This window comes from Pseudoalteromonas sp. Isolate6 (assembly GCF_022398435.1).
Classification (GTDB): domain Bacteria; phylum Pseudomonadota; class Gammaproteobacteria; order Enterobacterales; family Alteromonadaceae; genus Pseudoalteromonas; species Pseudoalteromonas galatheae.
In genome coordinates this window covers 1-24,717 of record NZ_JAKEVK010000054.1, presented here as the reverse complement: position 1 = coordinate 24,717, position 24,717 = coordinate 1, and the positions used below count along the sequence as shown (strand labels likewise).

The window sequence follows — 24,717 nt, the reverse complement described above, 5'->3', positions numbered from 1 at the left end:
GGTGAAACCCGGCCTCCACCACTTTAAAAATCTATTTAATAAATAAGATTTCGCCTTGCCTGTACGTTTAGTGCAGGCAAGAGGCGTAGCAGTTTTATAGCCAGGTTTCCTTACCTAGAAATAGTCTTGTTAATTAAGCCGATTAATAAATATGTCTCGCTGTAACATCACTGGGTATTAAATTCCCAAGACTTAGTTTCTTCTTCCGCACAGCTAATCACCATAGCGCTGTTGGTATACTGATTAAGGTATTTAGAGCTGAGGCACTTACCTGTAATGCGGTTGCGGATCTGATATTTATCGTTGTCATAGGGGCCAATAAAATCCCAGATTGAATTGTTACTTGGTTCTGTCGGTGCAGTTAGGCCAAAATGGTCGTACTCTGCGGCGCCCGGATCTGTCAGATAATGCCCATCTAGTGGGTCATGGATCAAGTAACCCCCTTGCATACCTTCAAGCGTGACGCGTTTCATGCTCTGCTCGCAGCCAGCCGATAAACCGTATGACATTTTAGAGCCTATGTAGCCAACTGACCACAAGCACATACCATTTTGACCCAGCTTGAGGTGGCGACCTAGCGGTGGTGCTTTGCGGTCAAATGCCCAAGTCTCGCTGTTATCACTACAGTTGATATTGATTAGGCTACCATTGTTTGTTGCTAGACACTGCTTGGTATCTTTATTGCGTAGCGCAAATTTATTGTCTCCGTTGGTGTCATAGATATACCACACTGCAGCAGGCTCAGTAATGGTTTCTGCAGGCCCAAAAGGGGAGCCCGGTGTGATAACACGATATAGCCGGGCATTAGAAAAGCCGATGTTATTCTGGCTTCTTAAATGTTTGCCGTCGGTAAAACGGGCAATTTTATAGCCATCATCTAAATGAGTAAGCCTCAGCTCGTAGCTGTTTGCATTACAGTCTTTGCTAGCGCAGGTATTGTTACTGGTGTCACGCAGACGAACCAGCGCGTTGTTTGTCGGTACGTGGCTGCCGTTGATCTCCCACTGAGCTCCATTACAGCCACCGACGGACAGCGACTCCCCAGAGACAGTCAAGCACCGGCCAGTGGACTTATTTTTTAGTTCATAACGGCCTTGTCTATTGACTGAGCTGAGGTGCCAAGTTGCGTCACTACCTCGATCCGAATATATCTGAAAGCCAGAATCGCCGCCCTTGTCTTTAAGGTAACGGTTATCTTCAGCACGTTGGATTGAATAACCGCCATTAAAAGGTTCAAATACGAAGTGGCTGGCACCATAGGTACAAACGCTACGCACTTTAGATTGCTGGTCTACACAAAGGTTGGATGCACCATGTTTTAGACGAAGGGCATTGTGAAAATCAATAGCTCCCGCGTTGCTCGTCAACTCATTGCGAGTCATGATCAGGTTATTGAGGTCCCATGAGTCTATTACATGTGCAAGGTTGTACATCACTTCCTTCACATCCACATGTCGGGATGTTTGATCTAAAAAGGAAGGGTTGCGGATCTGACTGATACGAGAGTTGTAGTTACTATCACAATGAGAGCCATTCATTGAATAGTTGTCGTAGTCATCAGTGTAAGAGTTATGACGACATGGTGAGATAAAGGCTTCTCGGTACTGGATCAGTTTAGAGTCTTCAAAATTTAGGCTCACAGAAATCAGGCTTGGATTTCGGCTATTGGGCACGACTTCAAGGCCAATCTGACGCAAAGCCTCACCCCAGTTGCCGTCTTTTAAACTCATGAAGTCGAAGAAGGTTGCATAACCTAAAGTACAAGAAGCATTGTTTGCACTGCTCTCTTCCGGTCGGGTAAACAGGTCGGTAAGGTACTGATCACCAGAGCGAATATCATATAAAGTAGTATAAGGAACGAGTCCATCGTCACTGAGATTATGCCAATAAGGCGGTGTATCCAAGTTCGCGCACATATTGTCGAATTCTGCTCGGTGCAAAAAGGTTATTTGCATCGCACTAACAAAGCCTGGGATAACACTTCTAGTGAGGGTATCAAATGTGGTTTTGGAGACAGAACCTGTGTCTATCTGTTTGAACTGGTTCTGGATCACAGTCGCAAGGTCATCTGCCATCTTGCTATATTTCTCGGCAAGACTATAATGTAACCCTTTTAGGTCCGAAGTGGCATCTCTATGTGCTGACTTCATAAGATGCTGAATATCATTTAATGGTCCTGTTAGCTGACTGACTTCCAGATTCGATATACGCGCTTCGAAGTGGGATAAGCAGCCAGCCAATGTTGGGTCCGCACCGTTAATAGACTCTTCGTTCATAGAGTCCATTATCGTGTCGTGAAGTAACGGATAGACTACGCTTAAAGCAGGGCTGCTTTCAAAAGCTAATCCTGCAAAGTTGTTTGCCAGAGACAGTGCGCCACTTTGATAATCGACGGTGGTGGAGGTACTGCTGGTACGCGACGCGTAATCAAAACAGGGGCCTTGTAAATTATTTGCTAATGATTTTTGTGAGATCAGAAGCGAACTTAGTCCTAATGACACACTGAGTGCCAAGGTGAGTTTTTTCATTATTTTTCTCTAATTTGAATTTTTTTTGTTTTTTATGCTGTCACCGTCCCTTTTGGTGATTAAATTTACCTTCTTTGGCATTTTTCAGCTTCAACATGATTGACCCTTATTGAAAAAGTTACCTCCTAACAAGTTACAAAATGGTTTGGAAAAGTAACATCTGAAAATGGAAGGTCAATTAAAAGGTTTTAAAATGAGCTTGTGTTACGATGTTATGTATTTTTAATGTAACTAAAATGATGCTTAAGCGTGAGTTATTACTTATTTACTTAATACAATTGGTATTAGCGCTCAACTCTTGCTTAACAAGCTAAGCAAGAGTTGAATGATGCAGCAAAGTCAGGACTAAAAAGAGAAATAAAGCGCTAGGCTAAGCGCGTAAGGTAAATTTTTGGATCAATTGTGCCAGCGCGCTTGCTTGTTCGCTAAGTTCTTCACCTGAGTGCGCAGCAATTTGAGTGTCTTGCAAAGAGCTGCGACTAGATTCTTCAATATGCGAAACATCACGTGCCATTTCACTTGCAACCACCGATTGTTCCTCTGTTGCTGTTGCAATGGATTGGATCATGGTCGCGATTTCCGATGCACTTTTGACAATTTCTTCAAGTTGCGAGCCTGCTTCTTCAGCCATCAAGACACTTTGCTCAACTTGGTTGACGCTACTTTGCATCGACGTAACAGCATGTTCGGTTTGTAATTGTATAGACTGAACTGTTGATACCACTTCTTCAGTCGCCTTTGACGTCCGTTCTGCTAATGTCCTAACTTCATCAGCTACCACAGCAAACCCTCGGCCTTGTTCACCCGCCCTTGCAGCTTCAATTGCTGCGTTGAGAGCCAGTAAATTAGTTTGTTCTGCAATGCTGCCAATAACACCGATCACATTGCCAATTTGACTACTTAGCTCCCCTAGGTTCGTTACGTTGCTGGCAGTATTTTGAACATCTTTCGAGGCTGCTCGGATTTTTTCAATAGTTTCACCTACCGAACCTCCACCTTGTATGGCAAGCTTTTTTGCCTGCTCGGCATGGCCTGCTGCTACTTGGCTTTGTGTCGCTACCTCTGAAACGGTCGCACTCATTTCTTCAATTGCAGTAGCTACTTGTGTTGATTGATCTGAGGACGATTGGCTTCGTACAGCAATTTGGTTATTGGTTACAGCAATGTTTTGGCTAGATGCACGAACCTCACCAACCACTTTACTGATTTCTCTGAGTAGATTGTTTAACGATGCCGCCATCTTATTCGTTGAAGACGCCAGGCTGTCGATTTCATCTTTACTTTGGTGAACAATATCAGGCTGGGAAATATCTCCATTACTGACTCGCTCGGCAATTTCTAGGACCTGATTTAACCGATTAATAATGGATTTATTCAACGAATAAGCCACTATCGCACCAATTGCGGCCGCCAGTATACAAATGATAATTATAATAAAAAGTGTTGAGTTCAAGCCATCAACTAAATTATCAAGAGACCTTGTTGCATCATCTCTTTCTTCGTTTGCTGATACCGTTAAGATTTTATTCAACGGTTGAAGATATGTTTCATCAGCAATTTTTAACGCTCGACGACTTATTTCAGTACTTGTATTTTTAGCGAAAAGATCGTCGTTAATACGTTTTTGGTATTGAGATATTAAACGCATGATTTCAGACATTTTTTCACGGTCAGATGCTTTGCTTGATTCGTAAATGTAGAGTGTTTTATGCGTTTCCTTAAAAGCTTCAAATAAACGTTCGAATTGAAGTTTTTTACTTGAATCGCCATTGGCATATTCAAGTGCTGAAGCCTCTAGTCGATGGCCGATATCTAATAGCTGGTTGTAATAAATCATACCTGGTAGGTCGTCGTTTTTGATTTCTAGAGCACGGGATGTTTCTACGGAGACCTTTAACCATACGAAAACGCTGGATAATGTCATGAGTAGTATTATTGTGCCAAAGGCAAGGAATAGTTTTCTACTTAGCTTCATGGTTACAACCTGAATATCAAATATGGATTAAGTTCAACTTTGATGCGAAATGACACTATTTACTACCTTGTTACGTAATAATGAATTGTTCAGTGCATTCATCGAAGTACGAGTTTAAGTGGACTATTTTTTGATACTGCTCTTTGAGCGTATTTCTCCTAAGGGTACATTGAATATAGCATATCTTCACAGGTAGCCTGAGTTTCGATAGTTAGTGTTTTTATAGCAGTCTGTTTAGCACTTACTACGACAGTCATCGTGTCTTGCTTACAGGTTATAGTAGATAGCAGGACGCGAAAGTGGGGTTATCTCCACAGCTCTCTTGCTGTTCAAAGGAAATAATTTAAGGGCATTTAACAACAATAAAGAGCCCGCTCACTATCTAACACCAGATTAAATGTTTTATTTGTTCTGTTTATTTATACACTTTAATTCGGACTGGTGTAGTGTTTGTTGCGTTTAGTTGAATCTTTTTTGACTTAAATCAGACACAGTCAGTGAGGAATTTTGAACACTAGCGCTAAACTACTCTTAAGGGGCTGTGTGTTCGATGTTTTTGTAGTTAATATAGGCAGGCGCGATGGCCTGCCTGATAGTGGATTAAAACTTAGACGGTGCTGGAGGCACTGTCAGTGCTTTCTTCGGGTTATCTTTTAACTCCTGCAATAGCTCTTTTACCGCACGCTCGACCGACGGGTCTTTACCTGCATGAACAAGTTCTGGTCTATCGATCACTTCGATATCAGGGCTGACGCCCTCATTTTCGATGATCCAATTGCCTTCATTATCAAGAATGCGGAAGGTTGCAGCGATAACCTGACCTCCGTCAACAAGACTTGGATTACCTGAGATACCGATAAGGCCACCCCAAGTGCGAGTACCAATTAGTTTGCCAAGACCTGCCTGACGGAAGTAATAAGGTAGAGCATCACCGCCTGAACTTGAATAGCCGTTGATCAACATCGCTTTTGGACCATCGTGAGCAAATTGTGGAGTTTTTGTTGGCTCAACACCACGACGTTTCCAGTAATTAAGCGGTTTACGAGCAAGCCAAGTGATCATGTGCTCGGGGATAAAGCCGCCACCGTTATATCGGTCGTCGATGATCAGCGCATCTTTACTCGTTTGTGGCATAAAGTTCTTAAATAATGAACGGTTACCATCATAATGAGTATTTGGTAGGTGAACGTAGCCAATCTTACCGTTTGATAATTTATCCACATAGTCAGCGCGTGATTGAACCCATGCCATATAACGTAAGCCTTGTTCGCTGGCGACAGGTTTTACCGTGGTTTTCCAGCTATCATCAGCGCTTGGCGATTTACTCAATACCAACTCAACTTGCTCGCCTTGGGTATTTTCAAGTAGCTCGTAAAAGTTAACTACGTCTTTTACCGAGCGACCATTTACCGAGATGATGTAATCTCCCGCTTTGGCATTCACGCCGGTTTCGTCGAGTGGTGAACGGTAGTCTTCATGCCAGTTCTCACCTTTGTAGATACGCTCAATTTTTACGTAGCCAGACTGATGAGCGCTTATTTCTGCGCCAAGTAAACCATGCTTTTTGCGTTCGGCTGTTGGGGCATCACCAGATTGTACATAAATGTGACCTGCATTGATTTCTCCCGCAATTTCACTAAGTACATAGTCTAAGTCGCTACGGTGTGCGACAGCGCTGGCAAGTGGTTGATATTTATCTAAAATTGCATCCCAATCTTGACCGTGGTGATGCTCGTCGTAGAACCAATCACGCAATGTACGCCAGCCTTCCACATACATTTGTTGCCATTCAACTTTAGGGTCGATTTTCAGTGTCATCTTAGATAGGTCAAGCTGACTGCTCTTTAAGTCCTGTTTTGGCTTAGGCGCGATAACACTGTAATTATTGCCAGCACGAGCAATTAGATGCTTACCACCAGCGGCAACCTTATAGCTGCTTACCCCTTCGGCAACCGTCTCTAGTTTGCTATCGGGTTCTGTGCCTAGGAGCTTCAACGCACCGCCCGTTAAGGTTAGTACGCCACCTTCAACACCTGTAAGCGAACCGTAGTTACCCGCTGGGGCTGAGAGTGATACAACCCGCGACATAAAGCCGTTGGCCTCAATGTAATTTTCTTGTTTGTCACTGTCTTTTTTCGTCTCGCCGTCTGATTGAATGCTTAGCTCATCACTTTCAAACGCGTTTAATGGCTTGATATGACTATTCACCGCAACGCTATAAATGCGTGTGGCATTATTAAACATATAATCAAATTCATAGCTGCTAAAGGTGAGGTTATAGTCGCGCTCAGAAGTGAAATAAATGTAGTTACCGTCAGGAGAGAAAGTCGGGTTACGCTCACTGGTCATGTTGTCAGTCAGCCGAGTGAGCTTTTTATCCTCAGTATTATAGTGCCAAAGCGAGGCGTAGCGGTTTTCATTGTTCTTAACAAAAACAATATCTTCACTGTTTGGCGACCAAGTATATTCGGTTAAACCATCTTCGTCGTATTTGGCGGTGTCAATTTTATGCATATCGCCAGATTTCGCATCAACCCACCATAGCGTATGGTTTTTATCAGCAAAGAGCAGTTTGCTGCTATCAGCCGACCAAATTGGCGTAAAGCGCCAGATGGTACCATTGTCGGTTAACTGGATGGTTTTGTTGTTATTTGCTCTATCTTTTAGATAGATCTCATATTCACCTGTTTTATCGCTCATGTAGGCAATATAACGACCATTTGGTGACCAGCTAGCTTCAATTTCGCGGCCTTCTGGCGTGTAAGAAAGGTTGCGAGTTGGGCCCTGTTTTACTGGGACTGAGAATAGCTCACCACGGGCAGTAAACAATGCACGCTTACCATCGTGTGATATATCCATTGAATCAATAAAGCCGCTAACGTTTTTACTATATGGCATGGCATATTGACGCACACCTGAAACATCAATTTTTAGCTTCTTCGCGGTCTTTGTCGCTTCGTCAAAGCGATATAAATAACCGCCATTTTCATAGACAATGGCATCTGGTCCAGCTGATGGCCAAAGCACGTCAAAGTCTTTGTGGTCAGTCATTTTTATTGGTGACTTACCATCGCGATATTTATAAAGGTTGAGCGTGTAGTCACGATCAGACACGAAGTAAATACTGTCATTCACCCAAGTTGGTTGCTGATCGGTTGCTTTGTCAGTCGTAAGTTGTTTGGACGTATTGTTTTCAAGATCGTAAATCCAGACATCCTGTGCTCGACCACCACGAGAACGTTTCCAGGTTCTAAACTCTCTGTCGATTGGTGTGTAAACATACTTGCTACCATCAGGGGAGAGCATACCACCACCGGTTTCCGGGATGGCCATCGGCTGCTCAAGTCCACCCTCTACTGGCACCATATATGGGCGACCCATACGTTTGCCCCATGGTGTGCGATTTGCTCTAAAAACGATATGTTTGCCGTCAGGCGTCCAGTCCATCACACGATAATCAAAACCACCGCGGGGAGGCATTGGGCCAACGTCGTTATAATATGTGAGTTGTTTTAAACCAGAACCATCGGCATTGATCACATATATCTGGCGGCTGCCATTATATTCAGCGGCAAAAGCGATTTTGCTGCCATCTGGTGAGAACTTAGGGAAAGTTTCAAAACCTACATGGTCGGTCAATCGTTGGCTTTTACCTGAATTGGTATCTGCAATATAAATGTCGCCAGCGTACACAAAAGTGACTTTATCTTTGTGAATATCTGGAAAGCGGAGTAGGCGAGTATCTTCTGTCTGATACGCCGAAACAAAAGGCGCGGCTGCCGTAGCAATAGCGAGCACGAGTGTTTTTATCTTCATCATAATATAGGCATTTCCGTTATAATTTTGATACATAATAACGATTGAGAAGTGAAATGCACCCAATTTAGATGAGTAGCTTGTTTCAAAATGTGAAAAAACACCCCACCGCGGAGTGTGGTCGCGATGAGATGTTGAGTAGTTGGGGGAGTATCAATGAGGTACTGGTGTACCTCAAGATTGTGTTAACTTAGAACTGTGCAACAAAAGTTAGGTTGCTTGTTTCGCCGCCATCTGTGTCAACAACACTACCTTTAAGGTAGTAAGTGTCATTGAAGAAGTATTTAGCTTCTACCGCTAGGTCTGAGTCATATGAACCTAGACCAAGCGCAAAGTTGCGAGTGAAGTAGTAGTTTGCAAGTACGTTTGTTACAGAGTCATCTACAAAATCTGTATCAATGCGATTGTGTTCTACGTCGATTGTGAAGTAGCTTTCACCACCTACATGCATGAAGTAGCGTGCACTTAGGTTTAGGTAATCAAATTCGTCTTCAGTTTCAACAGTGAAACCAATGTAATCTGTAGAATTTAGTTCGTGATTGTACTCAGCTTTGAACCAAGTTACGTCACCATATTCAAACTCTTCGTGGCGAACGCTTAGTTTTAGGCTGTCGTTGTATAGGTAACCAAAACCGATAGAGTAATGGTCGTCAGCCTCGCCAAGATCTGCGATGCTACCAGTTACAAACCATTCTTTAGTAATGAAGCCTTCACCACGCGCTGAGAAAGCATTTGAATAATCATCGTTAAAGTAACTTACGCCTACATTGCTGTCCGTATCAAGGTAGCCAAAGTCATCCCATACGCCTACTGATTCTTGAGGTGCGAAGAAATAGCGAGAAGAAAGCATCAGTGCGCTGTTGTCAGAGCCGTCATAATCTGTATAACTAGCGGTGTTGAACCACTCTTTTTGTACGTTACCAGTGTTAGCCTGAGCTGCTGCTGAAACAAGTAGTGAAACAGCTGCGATAGATAGTAGTTTTTTCATAGTCATCCCTTTAATTTCCATATATTGAGCTACATCGACTCAACGGCGCGCATGGTAGTATTAGAAATCTGAACGGAAGCTGACCGTAATGAAAAAAGTTTGGATGTTGGCAAAAAGCTGAGACTTAATTATGCTTTTTGTCTATGAGATAAACGTAACGGAAGAGAGCATGACCAATCCATTCCATGGCATATCAATAGGCACTGAACGCTTTGGAGATGATATTTATCTCACACTTAAGCCGACAGGTAAACTCACTCATGAAGATTATGTTGTTATTACACCAATAATTGAGAGTGCACTAAAAGCAGTAACAATGCCTAAAATCTATGTGTTTCTTGATGCGACTGATTTTGAAGGTTGGGAGCCAAGGGCTATGTGGGACGACTTCCGGCTCGCCTATGAACACAGTACTGAATTTGCCAAAGTAGCAATATATGGCGGTAAAAATTGGCATCGACTTGCTGCAACAATAGGTAACTGGTTTGTTACTGGTAAAGTGAAGTATTTTGATGATAAAGAAGATGCGCTGAAGTGGGTTAATGAGAGAGATTAATTGAAGTTGAATTAAATTCATTATTTATGCGTTGTGACTCGAGACACTATTGAGATGTGCAAAAAGTGGATTATTCAACCTATCATCAGTATAGTGAATTAACACCATTGGCTTTTGTCATAACGGCTTAGGAGCTTCTACTGTGAAAAAAATACTGATCACTGGTGCGAACCGCGGTATTGGATTTGCGTTAACTAAAACCTATCTACAGGCTGGTTGGCATGTATTAGCGACTTGTCGAGACCCACTTATTGCTACAGAGCTGAATTCTCTCGCACCAACTTTTCCTGAACTCCAAGTATTTGCCTTAGATGTCACTAATTTCGACCAGATGGAAGAGTTAAGTGAGAAACTGGCCCCTGTTGCCATTGATATCGTTATCAACAATGCGGGTATTTATGGGCCGAAAGGCTACGCATTTGGTGAAACCGATATAGAAGCGTGGCGAGAGGTGATGGAGGTTAATGTCTTTTCCACCATGCGACTTGCAGAACTATTTTACACCCACCTTTACAATGGTAATGAAAAGATTTTTGCGGCCATTTCCTCAAAGGTAGGCAGCCATACCATGAATACCAAAGGTGGCGGCTATATTTATCGCAGTTCGAAAGCAGCGTTAAACTCAGTGATAAAAAGCTTGTCTAATGATTTACTAAGTGAAGGGATCCGCACCGTTGCGCTTCACCCCGGTTGGGTCCAAACCGAAATGGGAGGCTCTAACGCGTTAATCACTCCAGACGAGTCTGCCAGTGGGATCTATTCAGTACTATCTCATTTTGTGGATGCGCAAAGCGGTGGCTTTTATGACTATAAAGGTGATGCTATTCCTTGGTAATAAACAGATAACTAATTGCGTTAACAAGAGAAATAAAATACTCTGCTACTTAACGAAACAGGTAAATTAAGTTGTGCCTGCATAGTAGTAAAGGAATGTACATAAAGTGGTAGAAGTTCAAAATTTGGTCTTCACACGCCGTGATGGTGAGATGCATCGAGCTGTTTTAGATAAGCTCAGTCTTAGTATCGCGGCTAAAGAACAGGTTGCTATTGTTGGTGATAGTGGGTCGGGTAAAACTACACTGATCCATCTTATTGGTGGCTTGTTAAGACCTGACGATGGCAGGATTATTGTTGAGGGGCATGATATTGCTCAGTTAAATGACACCGAGCAAGCGCTATATCGTCGCAGTCTGGGCATGATATTTCAACACTATCAACTGCTTGCTCCTCTATCTGTCTATGACAATATCGTCTTCCAAGCACAGCTCAATCAATTGACCCCCAAACAAAGTGATGTCAATGCACTGGCCGAGCGCTTGGGGATTTTGCATAAATTAACTGCCTATCCTCAGCAATTGTCAGGAGGGGAGCAGCAACGAGTTGGTATCGCGCGCGCCATGATCAACAAACCTAAGTTACTATTGGCTGATGAGCCGACAGGAAACTTAGATGCTGCAAAGAGCGAAGAAGTGGTATCACTGCTGTGTGAGCTGTGTGAAGAGCAAGGCGTTAACTTGCTTATGGTTACGCACAGCCAACATCTCGCTGACAGCCTCGATAGAAAAATCACCATTCAAAATAACCGTGCTTATGGCTAAAACAATGAAGCGCCTAAGTGCATTATCAGAAGTTCGACTTGTACTCTTTGTTTTTATCCAATTTTACAAAAAACATCTTTGGTTGTTTTTGCTGTTCGTCTTTGGCTTGTCTTTGGGCAGTGCTTTGCTTGGTTCAATTCAAGGACTAAACCAAGAAGCAACGGAGCGCTACCAGCAAACCAGTGCGCTTATTAGTAATCCCATAAGTCATTTTGTGCGCCCAAGCGCAGGCCGAGATATGTTAACTACAGACGTGTGGCAAGCGCTTCGAAGCGCTGGCATCGTTTCGGCTGAGCCAGTTTTGGAAGGTGTATTGACTCTGCCGAGCGGTAAAGGACTTCGCATTAAAGGAGTAAATACTTTGCAATGGCTTTCTGCGCCTAAAACACAATCACGGGGAGGCAGATCAGGTAATCAATCAGCACCATTGCAGTTCGGGTTTAATACTATTTATGTATCTGACACGATGGCTCAACGGCTGTTGCTCAGTAATCATGAAGCGCTCAAGCTTTTTGATGTGGATGTGCATTTCGTCATTTTATCAGAGCTTGCAGATGGTATAGCATTAGCCGATATTGCATTAGTTGACTATTTACTGAATTCGTCAGGTCGAATTAGTTATATAGAGATCTCAAACTCCGTATTAGACGAAGCAAAAGTTAGGAAGATCATAGGTGACGAAGCACAGTTGCAAAATGCGCAAGCGCAGTCTTTCGATTCGTTGTCAAAGGCGTTTTTCTTCAACCTGCAAGCCCTCGCACTTCTTGGCTATCTGGTCGGTGCTTTCTTGAGTTTTAACGCTATAAAGCTGTGTCTGCACGCGAGAAAAAAACTACATCAGCAGCTCACACTACTCGGGTGTATTCAATCAAATGTGGTCGCAGCTGTAGTTATTGAGGTGCTCATCTTAAGCTTGATTGCTGCACTGGTGGGTGCAGGTGTGGCTTTCTTGGGGGCAAACCTACTGGTGAGCGAGATCTCTATGGCGTTAGAGAGTTTATTTGCATTAGATAGGCATTTACCGGTTCATTTCAGTTGGTTAGTCGTACTGCAAGCATTCATATTAAACCTTTTAGTGCTGGCAAGTGTGGCCTATTGCCAGGTAAAACCTATCACTTTTTATAACTCTTGGCAGAGTAAACTAGCCAGTGGAATTTTACTGGTTGTGGTTGCAGGGTACTTTTATATTGATAGTGACGCGCCATTGCATGCGCTTGGTTTATGTCTTTGCCTTCTGTTGCTCTTTTTTATGATAACACCAGTGGTACTTCGAGCCGCGTTCAAACGTATTTCAACTCAGCACCCATTAGTCAAATGGATGAAAGCTGACAGTGGCGAGCAGATCAGAGTACTTGCAATCAGTGTTTATGCCGTATTGCTTGCGGTTGGCACTTCTGTTGGGTTGCAAATTATGGTGAGCAGTTTTAGTTCTGCTTTGCAGATCCATTTAGATGGTCGTCTTAGCGCGGACCTGTATGTGAGGCCTAGCAAAGTATCTGACGCGCAATATCAATGGCTGTTAAACCATAAGGATATCGATAAGGTTGGCGTATTCTGGCGCGCAGAGATAAATTATGACCTGAATTCAAATCCACGAGACACTCTACCTGCGAGTTTGATGAGCTTTGGTAGCTCTGGTGAACATCACCACAACCTTACTTTGCTTTCGGGAACTTCGCCTAAAAGTGATGCGCTTTATTACGATGCGAATAATAACGTGAGTGGGTGTCTTGCCAACGAGCCAAGTAAGCTATTGTATGGCGTTCAGTTGGGACAGCGTGTTCAGTTGCAACAAGGCAAGAAATATATTAACTGTGAGATAACGGGGTTTTATTACGATTATGGTGAACAGCGTGCCGTATTCGTCGCCGTTAGTGACGCGATTAAAAATGCTGGCTTTAACTATGAGGCATATGGCTTCTCAATTGTTCTAAAGCCAGAGGTTAATACCGCTCTATTTAAACAAAAAGTGATGCAGCAATTTCATCTAAATGATTCTCAAGTGGTTCAGAATCAGCGCTTTAAACAGTACGCGACGCGTCTGTTTGAACATACGTTTTACGCGACGCATGCCTTAAATTTAATGATAGTTGCCATTGCGCTATTTGGGCTGTGGGTATCATTGCTCACACTCGGTGCTAAGCAAATTCGCCCGTTGGCTATATTAAAAACGTTAGGTGTCACCACTTGGCAAGTGTTTGCGATCAAATTAGTACAGAGCGCCATGATTTTGCTTGTGAGTTTAGTAATGGCGACGATACTTGGGGGGATGCTCGGGTGGATTTTACTTAAATTTGTAATGCCAATTGGATTCGGCTGGACGATCCCTTTTCTATTACCCTATATGAACATCACGGTTTTTATCACGCTTATTTTTGGTTTAGCTTTGTTTGTTAGTGTAGTGCCTCTACTCAAACTGAGTCGTTATGATACTGCGGATCTGCTGTATGAAGATTAATCCTGTTATCGCTTTATTGTTGTTGTTCTTGGTAGCCGGTTGCACACCAGAATTATCACAAGTACCTGCTTCAAAAAATGATTTTTTCAATCTTGAGTTAGGTGAACCGGTCTCTCCCTCATATCAGTTAAGTTTTCCGTTTGATCATGGCAGTCATCCTGAGCAAGGCATTGAGTGGTGGTATGTTACTGCAAACTTAAAAAGTGATTCAGGACAAGAGTTTGGTGTTCAATGGACGTTATTTCGAACCTCCGTTGCTAACGTTCAATACATTAGTCCTTGGTGGGATAATGAGCTCTATTTTGCGCATTTTGCAATTCAAGATAATACTAGTCATCAAGCATTCGAACGTTACGGCAGAGCAGGGCAAGTAAAAATTCAAGCTAACCCATTTGTCACACAGCTAGATAATTGGTATTTGCGCAGCGAGACGGAAACATTTTTTCCATTGACGCTTCATGCTGAGCAAGAGAAAAACCGTGCTAATTTAACGCTTGATACAAGCCCAATGGTACTACACGGAAAGAATGGCTACAGTGAAAAAACATCCGATGGTCATGCCTCTATGTATTATAGCTACCCTTTCTTAACGGTTAAGGGCGAGCTCACTTTTCAAGGTGAAACACATCGAGTTAGCGGTGATGCCTGGTTAGATAGAGAATGGTCTTCCTCGTTTATCAGTAAAGCACAACGGGGGTGGGATTGGTTTAGCATTCGTGGTCAAAACAGGTCGAATGGTGCACTAATGGTATTTTGCATTCGTGATAATCAGCAATTTTACAAAGACTGTCGAGGCACCGAAATTTCAGCTGAGGGTAGGGCGAGCGAAATCGGGCATAAGGATATTCAATTAAGTGTTTTAGAGCAGGTTTCGTTAGATGGCGTGAGTTATCCATTTAAGTGGCAATTACGGCTAAAGCACAAGTCACCTATTCTAATAGAAAGCATAAATCGTGATGCGAGAAACCAGCTTACAATCCCATATTGGGAAGGAAGAGTAAAAGTTTCTGGCGGCTATATTGGTGAGGGATACGCTGAGTTAGTTGGATATGAATAACCCACTCTGTATTGATTATACCGAATAATCTGTACCCATATTTTTATGTAACGTCGCTCATGAGATAGTGCTAGACCAAAAGAAACAAGAATTTATCCTGAAATCTTGTTTTGGCAACGATTTTTTCTGTCAAACTCGGTCCTAGAAAGCTAGACTCTAAGAATATCTTACTATCCGTGTTGCTATGTTAAATACGTTTTTTGTAACCGACCCCGCACCTGAGTTGCTACTTAACGGAACTTACGATGCTACGCTTGTAGCGTTATCTTTGCTGGTGGCTGTTATTGCCTCATTTTTTACGCTTATTCAGATCGACTTTGCAGAGCAAAATCAAAACAGTCGTATAAATCGGCTCGCAAAATTTGGCGGTGCTGTGGCCATGTCTGGTGGTATTTGGAGTATGCACTTCATTGGCATGTTGGCGTTTTCGCTCTGTGTTGAAGTGGATTACGATCCTTGGCTTACTGCGGCATCGATCTTCCCCGCTTTTTTAGGCTGCTGGGTTGCATTTGACCTGATAACTCGACCAAATGTGACACTGGTGATCAAGGGTATCGCCGCTGTTATTTTGGGAGCCGGTATTGGTACTATGCATTACAGTGGCATGGAAGCCATGCAGCTTGGACCTATGCTGGGTTATGATCCTACACTTTTTGGTTTATCAATTGTTGTTGCAGTGTCACTTGCCTTCATTGCAATTCAAGCGAGAAGTAAACTGCGCGATTATGTCAGCGATAACAATACCAGCATGGTCAGATGGTTAGGAGCTTTAGCGCTTGGTGCATCGGTATCGGGAATGCACTATACAGGTATGCAGGCGGCGAAGTTTGTATCGGACTCACCAGTTATTAGCCTAGAGATGCAAGAGCAGCACACGCAATCACTTGCGCTGTTCATTGCCGCCGTCAGTATGATCATTAGTGCTTTATCCGCGCTTATTCATACAGCTAGCAAGTACCGTTCGGTTGCAGCAGACAAAGCTGCGAATGAATCCAGGCTTGCAGCTATTCTAGAAACGGCAGTTGATGGGATCATCACTATCAACGGTGAAGGGATCATTAAGAGCTGCAACCCATTATTTGAACGAATTTTGGGGTGGTCTGAGCAAGAAACGCTTGGCCGCAATGTTGCCGTATTTTTGCCTAAACCTAAAGAAGCGCAAACAGACATAGCCTTCGACACCGCTTATCTTGAGCGATTTAAAGGGGTTGGCCGTGAGGTAAAGGCGCTGCACAAGCAAGGGCATCTAGTGCCTATTCGGCTGGGAGTTGGTGAGGTTGAGTTAAAAGATCAAAGCGCGTTTTATGTTGGCTTTATTACAGATTTAACAGCGCAAAAGCAAATGGAAAAAGCGCTGATTGAACAGGAAGCGCGTTATCGAACGCTGTTAAATAACATGCCTGGTGTCGCTTTTCGCTGCAATATTGATAGCGACTGGACTCTATCTTTCGTAAGCCCCATTGTGGAACAGCTTACTGGCTATCGGGCAGAGGAATTTATGTCGGGGCAAGTCCATTTTGCGAGCTTGATTGTGGAGGACGACATCAGTTTAACTCACGATATCGTTGAACAAGCGCTGCAGTGTGGCAAAGCGAGTTATTCTTTGGAATATAGGATATTACACAAATCTGGCCATACCAAGTGGGTACTTGATAAAGGCTCATTTGAGTATGATCAAGCGGGTAAGGTCGAAGGGATCGCTGGCGTATTGCTCGATATTAGTGAGCGTAAACACATGGAAGACGAATTACGTGCCGCGAAAAGTATTGCTGAGAGTGCGGCAGCTTCTAAGCAGGCGTTTTTAGCTAACATGAGCCATGAGATCCGCACTCCGATGAATGCTATTTTAGGATTCAGTGAAGTGCTTAAAGAGTCTGAGCTGAAGTCTGATCAAAGTAGGCATGTAAATACCATACTGACAAGCGCAAAGGCGTTGCTGCACTTACTTAACGATATTTTAGATTCAGCTAAGCTGGACCAAGGCAAACTCGATCTGGTTGAAAATGATTTCTGTCTATCTGAGCTACTTGATAACGTGGTATCCACATTTTGGTATCAAGCAAAGAAAAAAGGCTTAAAACTTGAGCTCACAATGAGCCGTGACTTACATCAAACCTATCATGGGGCTTCAGACCGGTTACGGCAAGTATTGGTAAATTTGTTGGGTAATGCGATCAAGTTTACGGCTCAAGGCGTTGTAGAGCTTTACGTTGAGGCATCTCATGACAATCATGTACTATTTAAAATCACGGATACGGGCATAGGGATAGCTAGCGACCGGTTAGACTCCATTTTTAGTCCGTTTGAGCAAGCTGATGAAAGTATGAGTCGCCGCTTTGGTGGTACAGGCCTTGGCACAACCATTAGTCGCCAGCTAGTCGAGCTAATGGGCGGGAAAATATGGGCACTTAGTGAGCTTGGTAAGGGGTCTACTTTTTATTTCACAGTGCCACTGAATAAAATTGAGGCATTCGCAGTCACACAGGATGTCCATGTTGAGCTTCCCCCGTTAAGTATCTTAGTTGCTGATGATATTCAACAAAATACCGAGTTGTTGAGCTTATTACTTGAAAAGCAAGGTCATAGTATAGAGGTCGCAGGAGATGGGCTTGAGGCCGTCGAAAAAGCCAAAGCGCAGCAATACGATCTTATTCTAATGGATATTCATATGCCCGGTTGTGATGGGCTTGAAGCGACGCGGGCTATCAAAGCATATGAACGAGACAATAGGCAACAAGAGACACCGGTAATTGCTCTAACTGCGAGTGTGTTGGGCGAGGATAGAGCAGCAGCAAAGGCTGCTGGTATGGCTGCATTTGCCTCAAAGCCTGTGGTGATTGAAGATCTAACTCGTACAATTGCTGAGACGCTCAATATTAATATTGCTCGTACGGCGATTGGTTTAAGGCAAGCCACCAACAAACAGCTGATTAACCGAGCTCGTGCGGTAAATTTATGGGGCAGTGAGACTCGGTTTTTGAAAGAACTAGCTCGCTTTTGGGATAACAAGAGAGAAGAAGTAGTAGCACTCTTTGCTCACGAAGGTCAGTTTACGAGTGATGTACTGCAGAATATTCATACCATTAAAGGAATTGCTGGAAACTTGGCTTTGGAGACACTGTTTGCTCTGCTAGAGCAAATAGAGAGTAAAAAGGGAATTGACGAACGGCTGAGGGCCAAATTGGCACTCATTATTGAAAAACTTGACGATGTTGTTGGGCTAAGTGATGAAGAAGTCGTAACCAACGCATTGAGTGAGGGTGATGTTTTTTTGTTTAAGCAAAACTTACCACGAGTAAAGGAGATGATAGATGAGTCGCAAGTTGAAGATGATGTGCTAGACGCATTGTTAGAAAGTGCTCCTCTTGCTCACCGAAGCCAGGTAGAGGCGTTGAAACATGCATTGGATGATTTTGAATTTGAACGTGCGGAGGAAATTCTTGCACAATTAATGAGTACTGATGTGTAATGATAAATGACCATAAGCCTCTGATTTTAGCCGTTGATGATGAAGCGACAAACCTGCAAATTCTAAAACAAACGCTCGGCAATCAATACCGTATGAAGTTTGCAAAGTCAGGAAAATTGGCCTTGGAGCTAGTAGATAAGGAACTACCCAATTTAATTTTACTCGATGTCATGATGCCAGAGATGACTGGCTTTGAAGTCTGCTCTAAATTAAAAGAAGACCCTATCACAGCAAGGATCCCAGTGATTTTTGTGACCGCCTTGAGCGAAGAGTTTGATGAAACTAGGGGCTTTGAGTTAGGTGGTGTTGACTACATCACAAAGCCAATCAGCCCCGCTATAACCAGAGCACGAGTGAAAACGCACTTGTCTTTGGTAAGTGCGACTGAGCTTAAAAGTGCGTATGTCGAATTGATGCAGCGCCTAGGTCAGGCGGCTGAATATAAAGACAATGAAACAGGGCAGCACATAGCTAGAATGAGCCGCTACTGTTATGTGCTTGCTAAAGCTTGCGGTCTACCAGAAGCGTATGCAGAAGATTTGATGTTGGCCGCCCCGATGCACGATATTGGCAAAGTCGGTATTGCTGACAGCATTTTGCTGAAACCCGGACGTTTAAATGCCGAAGAATATGAGGTGATGAAACAGCACGCTGAATTGGGTGCGAATATACTAGCGGACTCCGAGTCCAAACTCGTCAAACTTGCATATCTCATGGCAATGGAGCACCATGAGAAGTTTGACGGTAGTGGCTACCCAAAAGGATTAAAGGGGGAAGAAATCTCACTTGAAGGAAGGATCTGCGCACTTGCAGACGTATTTGATGCACTCACTTCAAAGCGCCCATACAAAGAGGCTTGGTCTATTGAAAAGGCATTGGCTTTTATCCATTCTGAAAGTGGTAAGCACTTTGACCCAAAATTAGTTGAATTGCTGGGTGAAAAATTACCAGAAATTCTAAAAATTAAAGCCCAGTATGACTAAAGGTTGTTTGTCTCTGCTGACACACAGTTTGATTTGAATGACCATCGTCTTGTTGATATTTATGGTGGCTATCCTATGCATATATTGAACACTGCTTATTCTGGCTGAGATGGGATATCGTTTTACCAATAATATTTGCACAAACGTGAGCGATAGAAATGCTGAGGCCTATAATACCGTCAGTCTAAATTTGGGGTATGACAATGCCCCGTCATGGCGTTAATCTGATTATGAACAGCATGGCGTCCACTTCCAAATGTCCTAGCTAATTTTCGTCCACTTGGATGACGACACTGAGCTAAACTCGATAAAGTTAACGCTTTGATTAATAGTAACAAGTTTTGTTACAAAGTCATTTTGTATTTGTTTTAGGTTCTGGTTGTATTTATATGTAATTTCAGTAGTATGCGCCACGAATTAAATACGAGAATGATGGAGTGGATCGTGAATTCAACTTTAAAGCAAGTGGCATTAGTATCAGCACTATTTGCATCAACAGCCTGTCTAGCAAACTCAACAGACTTCGTTGAACTAGGCTACGGAAAAATCACGCTTGATGGCGTTGATGAATTCAAGCCTACGGGTATCGCAGTTACGGTCAACAAGGCTTTTGACGGCTTTTATCTTCAAGGTACTTATGCGGCATTAAGTGATGACTTTAATGATACTTTAATCGAAAGCGATTATTACGCAAATATAGAGGCAAGGGTTAAAGTTGAGACTGATTTAAATTATCTTACCCTTTTAGTTGGTCATCAATTTGATGTAACAGATGCAGGTTTTGTTGATGTATATGGTGGTTATTCTAGATATAAATTAGAACTAGATTATTCAGGCATCACAAATATTACATCTAACGATGGTTACCGTTATCAAGAAAGCTTCTCTGATAAAGATAGTGACACGAGTGATCATTACCATATCGAAGCTGCCTACGAGCATTCGTTTGGAGATCTGAATGCGCGCGTTGGTCTCGGTGTTGAGCGCATTCAAGACGATGAAAGCGAAACTAACTTTGTATACTTAGCCAAGCTTAGTTACCAATTTACCGACAGCATCTCAGCCAATATCAGCTATAGAAATGTAGACGAATACGATAATTTTGGTGTGAACTTAAGATATAGCTTTTAAGCGAGCGAGATACAGTCGCTAACCGGCGGCTGTATCTATACATCTTTTATGTTACCTTTGCGCGACATTCGACAAGTGTTTTAAAGTGTCAGATGAACGGAAAACGTTATTTTCAATTTCCCACTCATAGAACGTAAACGTAAATTTTCCAACGTTAGTTAACCCATACTTCTCATAAAATAGGTTTGCTTGATTCTCTACCCAAGTATAGAGCCAAAAACAAGGGCCGAGTTTTATAGAAGCATAGTTCATTAGCTGAGAACCTACTCCTTTCCCCTGAAAATGTCTTAACACATATAGCTTTTCAATTTCATAACCATAATCTTCGTTATTATAATCTGAGTTGTGATTGGTCAGAATGAAACCTAAAAGATGACCGTTTTGCTCAGAAACGAAAATATTAAACTCGGGCTTTTCAATGCGTTCCAAAAAGTAAGCCGATGAAAAAGTTTCTAGCGCGAATTGAGCATACTCATGACGGATCCCTTTTTGCGCATAGGTATCAAGCCAAACTTGAATAGATATCGCTGCAAGTGTCACTGCATCAGAGGGAACTGCCGGACGAATAGTAACGTTGAGCATTACGTAACCCTGTCCATTATTTGTGCATATTGGTAATACGCGAGTTGACCTACTCTCCGTAATCGTGGCATTGGAAACTTGGGTAGTGGTTTCGTATAGATAGGTAAATTAGGTACTTTACGACCCATTAACTGCTCAGCGAGACGAATACTTGCCTGTGCACTAAACGCCACACCTGAGCCGCAATACCCAAGTACATATCCGGTGTTATTTTCACTGTAGATATGGGGAAGATCATCAAGCGCGGCGGCAATATAACCACTCCAAAAATAATCTACTCTAGCATTGAGGTTAGGAAAGCAGTCGTTAAGTGCTGAGCGCAAGTTATGTTGATATTTTGCATTGTCCTGATCATGTCCAAACACCGCGCCTCGCCCACCAAACAAAATACGGTTGTCGGGAAGGCGACGATAGTAGTATTTAAGCCGTCTGGTATCCATGACAACTTGTTCTGTCATTAAGCCCTTGGCAGCAAGTTGCTCATCACTAAGAGGTTCAGTCACGATAATGCTACTTAAAATAGGCAAGTAACGCCCTTGAGTTAACGGCGAAAATTGTCGTTGAGCGTAGGCATTCGCTGCGATCACGACCTTATTTGCTGAAACTTTGTGGCCGTTCACTTCTAGCTGGTGGTTGCCATTTGGGTTCTGGTGGTGGGTGACCAGGCTATTTTCGTAAAGTTGCACACCAGCTTGTTGAGCTAATGCCTTATAACTTAGCAACAGCTTCAAAGGGTGAATACCAAACGCGTTGTCAAATCGCAATGCACCAAACCCTTGTTGGTTGTGCATATAGGTTTCGGTCAGTTGTTGCTGAGACAGTAACTGATGGTTCTTGCTACCCATAGTCGCAGTGAGAAATTCAGACTGCGCTTTTAGTAGCGAAAATGCTTGCTGATTGTGTGCAACTTTCAAATAACCCGATGCCTGCACATTGCAGTCAATATGCTTGGTGTCGATATGCCCACGGACTAAGGCAACGGCATTGTTGTATTCTTGATATATGGCTTTACTGACAGCTAAACCATACTTTTTGGCCAGTTGCGCATAGCCAAGTCGGCCCGTACTGGGTAGCACAAACCCTGCATTTCTCGCGCTCGCGCCAAAGCCAACTTGATTTGCTTCAAATAGGGCAACGCTTTGATGGTGAGTGGTTGCCAAGTGGTAGGCGGTAAGTAAGCCCGTAAAGCCACCACCGATCACCACAATATCTACTTGTAACGGTTTATCTAGTGAAGGGGTGGGCGCACCTAAAGGGCAAGTTGCAGCCCAGTAACTGTTAGCAAAAGCTTGGCCTTGGCAATGTGGCTGAGTGAGAGGATCAAATCCTGACATTTTAAAACTCCAATACCATTTCTGCTGCTTGGCAGTGGCATTCAGTACCACAAATAGTACAAACATAGCCGTGATAGATACAGTCGTCTAACCACTTATCATCATGGATTTTGATCAGTTTGCCACCGGCCTTAGTAAAGTATTTTACGGCTCCGTTACCTGGGCTTTGTTTCCAAAGGTGTGAAACGCCAGCTTTTGCACCTTGTTGCTTCAGTGCTTCTATCGAGTATTTTAATAATTGTGGGCCAATGCCTTGTCCCTGAGCTGAAGGTGCGATAGCAATGCATTTAAAGTAAGCCATATCAGCTTTGTCTACAGGCCACAATGTTGGCGAGCACCACTTATCTATAGGCCATTGCCCTGCACTGTATGATGTTCTAAAACCGAGCAACTCACCTTCATTGTTTAGCGCAACAAAGGAAGCATTAATGCCCTCTTTACAGCCTTTTTGGTGCATTTGTTCAATACTTACGTCATCAAGATAATTATCACCATGAACGAGATTGCCAAGTGCGATGACACTGTCGAAATGTTGCGACTGTAAAGGAATGATTTTCATAGGCTGCTCCATTATTGTTATTTGTTGTGAGGTCCTAGCATACCACTTTAATCATGTACCAAAAACGCGAAGATTCGGCAATTTTAACTGGCGCTTTTTGAGTAGTGGTAAGAATAAAAAGTGAACAAAATTTGACAGCGATGTCATTTTGTTAATAATTGTTGAACCGGTGATCTTCACCGTTAACAACAACATGTAAAGGAAAAATATGAAAATTCTAAAATTAGCGACCGCAGTTTCGCTTGCTATAACTGCAAGTCAGGTGATAGCAATGAGTCCGCAACCCGATCCACAAAACCCCAATGGTTATATTGTCTCTCGGGTGGCGTTAAATAATGCAGAAAGCGCGAAAACCAACAACCCTATGTATGCTATTTGGTCTAAAGCACTGGAAACAAGAGAAAATACGGTTGTAGAGGCGATAGTACCGGGCCTTGTAAGTAATCCTGATAATGTAAAAAGAGCTGAGCGGGTATTTGGTCAAACCCAGTGGCAATTTCTTACCCAAATGGCGGCGCCTGAATACACCTACACGCGCTTTTTACGTGCCATTGGTAAGTTTCCCGCATTTTGTGGCGACTATACCGATGGGCGAGATGCCGATGCAATCTGTAAACGCTCAATTGTGACTGCATTTGCGCATTTTGCCCAAGAAACAGGGGGGCATATTGCTAAAGACAATACTTCTGATAACCCTCTCGGGTTAGAAGAATGGCAACAAGCTTTGGTGCATGTGCGTGAAATGGGGTGGTCAGAAGGACAAGTTGGTTATACCACGGGGTGTGGACAAAATGACTGGCAAAACCGCCGCTGGCCATGTGGGACGGGACAAGGGTATTTTGGCCGAGGCGCTAAACAGCTTTCATATCACTTTAACTATGGTGCATTTAGTGAAGTCATGTTTAATGGTGATGCCACGGTGCTATTAAATAATCCGGGTTTAGTAGCCGACTCTTGGCTAAACTTAGCGTCTGCAATTTGGTTCTTTTTAACGCCACAAGCGCCAAAACCTGCAATGTTACATGTCATTGATAGAACTTGGACACCATCTCTGCGGGAAAGTGAGGCGGGGATTGGTTATGGCTTTGGCACCACTATTAATATTATTAATGGTGGGATTGAGTGCGGCGCGCAAAATAAAGACAAAGGTCAGCCAGTTAATCGCATTCGTTATTGGGAAGGACTTTCTCATTATTACAACATCACCATTGAAGCTGATGAAGAAAATACCTGTTGGCAGCAAACACCATACGGAAGCTTAAATCTTGACGGCGCAACTGATGTCCTCTACACCAACTGGGAAGGTGATTGGGCTTATTATGCAGATCGCCCCGGAGGATATTCATTTGAGTGTAAACTCGTAGGGTATCAAACGGCTTATTCAGCGCTTGTGCCTGGAGATTACGAAAAATGTGTGACAAATTTTTATCAATCACACGCAAGCTGGCCTGAAGTACGAGTTGTTGATGAGCTACCAACCAATCCTACTGAGCCACCTGTAGGTGGCGTACCTGCTTGGGATGCCAGCAAGGTTTATCTAAAAGGTGATAGAGCGAGCTACAATGGGGTGATCTATGAAGCCAAGTGGTGGACCAAAGGAAATACACCTACTTTCGACGGCTCTGGCCCTTGGTTGGCTGTTAATTAGATAGTATTGGCGGGTTTCCCGCCTCTATTTCTATT

At 43.2% G+C, this 24,717-nt stretch carries 16 protein-coding genes; 9 read left to right on the top strand and 7 right to left on the bottom strand.

Annotated features, from left to right (window positions below):
* Nucleotides 1-167 precede the first annotated feature (167 nt).
* From L1D50_RS10070 to L1D50_RS10055, 4 genes are all read right to left on the bottom strand, one after another.
* Nucleotides 168-2,528 (bottom strand): RICIN domain-containing protein, encoded by a 2,361-nt coding sequence (locus tag L1D50_RS10070; protein WP_239965986.1) that lies wholly within the window; start codon nt 2,526-2,528, stop codon nt 168-170.
* Nucleotides 2,529-2,898: 370 nt separating this feature from the next.
* Nucleotides 2,899-4,503, bottom strand: a complete 1,605-nt coding sequence (locus L1D50_RS10065) for a methyl-accepting chemotaxis protein (protein ID WP_128727479.1) — start codon at nt 4,501-4,503, stop codon at nt 2,899-2,901.
* Nucleotides 4,504-5,103: 600 nt separating this feature from the next.
* Nucleotides 5,104-8,355: a S41 family peptidase gene (locus L1D50_RS10060; protein ID WP_239965985.1), complete on the bottom strand. Its 3,252-nt coding sequence runs from the start codon at nt 8,353-8,355 to the stop codon at nt 5,104-5,106.
* Between the two features lie 154 nt (nt 8,356-8,509).
* Nucleotides 8,510-9,307, bottom strand: coding sequence for a putative porin (locus L1D50_RS10055; protein WP_128727477.1), 798 nt, complete (start codon nt 9,305-9,307; stop codon nt 8,510-8,512).
* A gap of 169 nt (nt 9,308-9,476) precedes the next feature.
* Here L1D50_RS10055 and L1D50_RS10050 point away from each other — a divergent pair, with 169 nt between their 5' ends.
* From L1D50_RS10050 to L1D50_RS10015, 8 genes are all read left to right on the top strand, one after another.
* On the top strand, nt 9,477-9,863 hold the full coding sequence (locus tag L1D50_RS10050; protein WP_138523446.1) for an STAS/SEC14 domain-containing protein: 387 nt from the start codon (nt 9,477-9,479) through the stop codon (nt 9,861-9,863).
* Nucleotides 9,864-10,005: 142 nt separating this feature from the next.
* The gene (locus L1D50_RS10045) at nt 10,006-10,698 is read left to right on the top strand and encodes an SDR family oxidoreductase (protein ID WP_128727475.1); all 693 of its coding nucleotides are present in this window, start codon (nt 10,006-10,008) and stop codon (nt 10,696-10,698) included.
* 106 nt (nt 10,699-10,804) lie between these two features.
* Entirely contained in the window at nt 10,805-11,461 is a 657-nt protein-coding gene (locus L1D50_RS10040; RefSeq protein WP_239965984.1) for an ABC transporter ATP-binding protein, read from the top strand.
* A complete protein-coding gene (locus L1D50_RS10035; RefSeq protein ID WP_239965983.1) occupies nt 11,454-13,919 on the top strand; it encodes an ABC transporter permease in 2,466 nt (821 codons plus the stop codon). The genes L1D50_RS10040 and L1D50_RS10035 overlap by 8 nt, the downstream gene beginning before the upstream one ends.
* On the top strand, nt 13,909-14,976 hold the full coding sequence (locus L1D50_RS10030) for a lipocalin-like domain-containing protein (protein WP_239965982.1): 1,068 nt from the start codon (nt 13,909-13,911) through the stop codon (nt 14,974-14,976). The genes L1D50_RS10035 and L1D50_RS10030 overlap by 11 nt, the downstream gene beginning before the upstream one ends.
* A 184-nt stretch (nt 14,977-15,160) precedes the next feature.
* Nucleotides 15,161-18,445 carry an MHYT domain-containing protein gene (locus L1D50_RS10025; RefSeq protein ID WP_128727471.1) on the top strand — a complete coding sequence of 1,095 codons (3,285 nt, stop codon included), beginning with the start codon at nt 15,161-15,163 and terminating at the stop codon, nt 18,443-18,445.
* The gene (locus L1D50_RS10020; RefSeq protein WP_128727470.1) at nt 18,445-19,428 is read left to right on the top strand and encodes an HD domain-containing phosphohydrolase; all 984 of its coding nucleotides are present in this window, start codon (nt 18,445-18,447) and stop codon (nt 19,426-19,428) included. The genes L1D50_RS10025 and L1D50_RS10020 overlap by 1 nt, the downstream gene beginning before the upstream one ends.
* 444 nt (nt 19,429-19,872) lie before the next feature.
* The gene (locus tag L1D50_RS10015) at nt 19,873-20,559 is read left to right on the top strand and encodes a porin (protein WP_128727469.1); all 687 of its coding nucleotides are present in this window, start codon (nt 19,873-19,875) and stop codon (nt 20,557-20,559) included.
* A 51-nt stretch (nt 20,560-20,610) separates the two neighbouring features.
* On the opposite strand, the gene L1D50_RS10010 is transcribed toward L1D50_RS10015, so the two are convergent.
* The 3 genes from L1D50_RS10010 to L1D50_RS10000 are packed head-to-tail and all read right to left on the bottom strand — an operon-like array spanning nt 20,611 to nt 23,034.
* On the bottom strand, nt 20,611-21,141 hold the full coding sequence (locus L1D50_RS10010) for a GNAT family N-acetyltransferase (protein ID WP_045963723.1): 531 nt from the start codon (nt 21,139-21,141) through the stop codon (nt 20,611-20,613).
* Nucleotides 21,141-22,475: an FAD-dependent oxidoreductase gene (locus tag L1D50_RS10005; RefSeq protein ID WP_138523382.1), complete on the bottom strand. Its 1,335-nt coding sequence runs from the start codon at nt 22,473-22,475 to the stop codon at nt 21,141-21,143. Before L1D50_RS10005 ends, L1D50_RS10010 begins: the two co-directional genes overlap by 1 nt.
* Before the next feature lies 1 nt (nt 22,476).
* Complete coding sequence (locus tag L1D50_RS10000) at nt 22,477-23,034, bottom strand: GNAT family N-acetyltransferase (protein WP_138523380.1); 558 nt, start codon at nt 23,032-23,034, stop codon at nt 22,477-22,479.
* A 208-nt stretch (nt 23,035-23,242) separates the two neighbouring features.
* Between L1D50_RS10000 and L1D50_RS09995 the strand changes: the two genes are divergently transcribed.
* Nucleotides 23,243-24,682, top strand: coding sequence for a chitinase (locus tag L1D50_RS09995; RefSeq protein WP_128727466.1), 1,440 nt, complete (start codon nt 23,243-23,245; stop codon nt 24,680-24,682).
* Nucleotides 24,683-24,717: the final 35 nt, after the last annotated feature.